Source organism: uncultured Abyssibacter sp., from assembly GCF_964000955.1.
Taxonomy (GTDB): domain Bacteria; phylum Pseudomonadota; class Gammaproteobacteria; order Nevskiales; family OUC007; genus Abyssibacter.
Genome location: NZ_CAXFCL010000250.1, coordinates 1 through 3,593 on the forward strand (window position 1 = coordinate 1; position 3,593 = coordinate 3,593).

General features: G+C 65.6%; 3 protein-coding genes. All 3 read right to left on the minus strand.

Going from position 1 to position 3,593, the window contains the following annotated elements:
• Nucleotides 1-930: AAA family ATPase (locus ABNS06_RS12215; RefSeq protein WP_348674878.1), on the minus strand; the 930-nt coding region annotated here is incomplete at its 3' end.
• A 133-nt stretch (nucleotides 931-1,063) separates the two neighbouring features.
• Nucleotides 1,064-1,531: a DUF3237 domain-containing protein gene (locus tag ABNS06_RS12220; protein ID WP_348674879.1), complete on the minus strand. Its 468-nt coding sequence runs from the start codon at nucleotides 1,529-1,531 to the stop codon at nucleotides 1,064-1,066.
• Nucleotides 1,528-3,593: acetoacetate--CoA ligase (locus ABNS06_RS12225; protein ID WP_348674880.1), on the minus strand; the 2,066-nt coding region annotated here is incomplete at its 5' end. The genes ABNS06_RS12225 and ABNS06_RS12220, both read right to left, overlap by 4 nt.

The window sequence follows — 3,593 nt, forward strand, 5'->3', positions numbered from 1 at the left end:
CACCTCGCGCGCGTCCCCTCGTCCGGTGATGTGATTGCACAGCTCGGGCGACAAGCGGTTGAGCACGGAGGTCTGCAACAGAAACGCCTGAAGCTCCCGCTCCTGCAGGCTCAGGACATTGTCGGCCAGGTAGTCTGTGAGTTGCTGGGGCTGTCCGCAGGCCTCGGGATCGGACAATCCCGCCCGCACGGTCTGACTGCGCGCCGCCAACCGGTACAGCTGCACCGCCGCCAGCCAGCCGTCGGTACTGCGAAACACGCTGTCGACCTGCCGCTCGTCCAGGTCGCTCAGCGAGCCGCTCTGAAACAGCTCGCTCAGTTCGCCACGGGAAAACCTCAGTTCGTCCGCCCGGATCAGCATGGCGTCGCCGGTGACGACCAGACGCGAAAGCCCCAGCTTGGGCACGGTGCGCGATCCGATGACGACATGCACCCGGCCATGCAGGCGGGCGATCAGGTCGCGGAAGAAGGCGTGGATGCTGCTTTCGGCCAGCGTCTGGAACTCGTCGAGAAAGATCGAGACACCCGGCACCGCGTCGGTCAACGCCATCAGGCGCTGGGCGAAGCGCTCCGAGCGCGATGTCGGCTCGTCGCCGCTCGCATGCCCCGGCACGAACCCGGCACGCGCCTCCAGATGGGCGAAGAAATCCTCCAGAAGCTCGAAGCAGCGACGGGCGTCGTTGTCCGCATCCTCGAAGGTCAACCACCCGGTCAGCACACCGGCCTCGTGATGCCGTGCATTGAGTTGCTGCATCAACGTGGTCTTGCCGTGCCCCGCCGGTCCCTGCAGGACGATGGTGGAACCCGGCGGCGCGGCCAGCAGCCGATGCATGATCGACGGGCGCTCGATGACGCCCGAATGCAGCTTGGGCGCGTAGAAGCGGTCGGTTCCCAACCGCAACTTGCCGAGATCTGATGCGCGTTTCCTCACGCTTGTCTCCTCCTGAGTCTCGTCGCTCAGGTCGTCCTTGTTGACCTGTCGAGACCTCTTGTCGGCTACGCCGCTCTTGGTATTCGTCAATCTTGACGGCCTGCGGGCCAATTGCGCAACCGAAAATTCAACGTCAGGACACGGCGTAAACGTCGTAACTGACCGTTCGTTCGACTAGATTCCCGACGCCGATTCCAACGAGCTGACGCCGGCAGAGCCACTGATGCCCGGGAGACGCCGTGTAGACACGGGGCGCGGTCTGTATCTGCACGATCGGATCGAGCCGTCCTTCGGCGAACGCGGCATAGCCATCCTCGCCGAAATCGATCACTCCGCCATAACGGATGTCGAGCAGTACGCCGTCCGTGGTCCTGAGTTGCGCGCGCACATCGACATTGGCCACGCCATCGGGCCGAACGGTGAGCCAGTCGCCACCAACCGGACAAACCTCGCCGTCGCCGATCCGCCCGCCAGTGATCTCGCCACCCGTGACCTGGAACAGCACGCGAATCCCGTCGGCGCATGGACCGAGCACCACCGGTTCGGCCAGCGTCGCCGCGTAGCTGAACAGGTACTCCGAATGCAGCACCGGCGCGTTCATGCGGCGTCACGCTCGCGTGCGTGCTCCCGGGCGAAGCGGACATAAAAGTCGATGGCCGCCGGATCCTGCATGGCGTCGCGGCTGGCCGCCTGCTCCAGCGGCGTGCCGGTCAGCAGCTTGCGGACCGGGATTTCCATCTTCTTGCCGGTTAGCGTGTACGGAATCCGCGGCACGGCGTGGATCGAGTCCGGCACGTGGCGCGGGCTGCAATCCGAACGCAGGCGCGAGCGGATGGTGTCGGCGATCTCATCGGTGAATTCCACGCCGGGCTTCATCAGCACGAACAGCGGCATGTCGTAGCGGCCGCCGGGCAACTCGCAGCAGACGATCAGGCTGTCGGCCACGCCCTCCACCTGCTCCACCACCCGGTAGATCTCGGCGGTACCGATGCGCACGCCGAAGCGGTTGAGCGTGGAGTCGGAGCGACCGTAGATGTAGCAACCGCCCCGCTCGTTGATCTTCAGAAAATCGCCGTGGCGCCACACGCCCGGATAAACGTCGAAGTAGGCATCCCGGTAGCGGGCGTTGTCGGGGTCGTTCCAGAACTTCACCGGCATGGACGGGAACGGGCTGGTGACGACCAGTTCGCCAACGGTGCCGGCGGGCACCTCGATGCCGTCCTCGTCCCAGGCGTGCACGTCCATGCCCAGCGAGCGGCACTGAATCTCGCCCGCATGCACCGGGAGAATGGGCGCCGCGCCGACGAACCCGCTGACGATTTCGGTGCCACCAGACTGCGAGGTCACCCACAAATCCCGCTTCACGCTGCGGTAGAACCAGGCGAAGGTCTCCGGCGTCGATGGCGCGCCGGAGACGACAATGGTGTCCAGGGCCGACAGGTCGTGCGTTCTGCCGGGCTCCAGCCCCGCCTTCTCCATCATCTGCACGAAGGTCGGGCTGGCGCCGAAACAGGTGGCGCCGGTATCGGCCGCCAGCTTCCACAGCAAATCCGGCGTGGGATGCGCCGGATGCCCGTCGTACAGCACCACCGCGCCGCCGCCGATCATCGCCGCCAGCAGGATGTTCCACATGACCCAACCCGTGGTCGTGTAGAAGAACATCGTGGAGTCCGGCCTGATGTTCAGGTGGAAGTGCATGAGCTTCATGTGCTCCAGCGTCACCCCGCCGTGTCCCGGCACGATGGCCTTGGGCAGACCCGTGGTGCCGGAGGAAAACAGAATCCACAGCGGATGATCCGCCGCGACATAGGCGTAGTCGAAGGCGTCGCGCGGCACCGGTGGGTGATCCATCAGATCGTCCCACAGCAGCGCCGCCTTGGGAGGTTTGGCGTCGGCGTTCAGATACGGCAGCCAGATCACCTCCTGCAGGCTGGGCAGCGCGTCGCAGATCGCCGCGACCTCCCGGGTGCGATCGAAATCCCTGCCGCCGAAGCGGTAGCCGTCGGCGGCGAACAGCACCTTTGGCTCGATCTGCGAGAAACGGTCGATCACCGTGTTCACGCCGAACTCCGGCGCCGCCGAGGACCAGATCGCGCCGATGGACACCGCGGCCAGCATCGCCACCGTGGTCTCGGGAATGTTCGGCATGTAGCTGACCACCCGGTCACCGGTGGTCACGCCCATGTGGCGCAACTGCGTGGCGACGACCCGGACCTGCTGACCCAGTTCATGCCAGGTCATTTCGGCCAGCGGCCGGCATTCGGACAAATGCCGGATGGCAACCTGATCCGCCGGCACCTCCGCCTCGTGGCGCAGGATGTGCTCGGCGTAGTTCAGGCGCGCACCGGGAAACCAGCGGGCGCCGGGCATCTCGCGCGAATCCAGCACGCAGGTCGGCGGCGAGATCGAATGCACGTCGAAGTAGTCCCAGATCGACTGCCAGAAGCCGTCCAGATCGGTGACCGACCATTGCCACAACGCGTCATAGCTGTCGAAGCGCCGGCCGCGCTCCTCCTCCAGCCAGCGCATGTAGCGCGCGAGGTTGCTGTTGTTCGCGAAGTCCGCGCTTGGGGACCACAGATGCTGGCCTTCGCTGACTCCGCGCATCGGCGCGGTGGCTTGATCCTTCATGGTCTCCTCCTGTCCTGTTCGCCGCTGCCTCC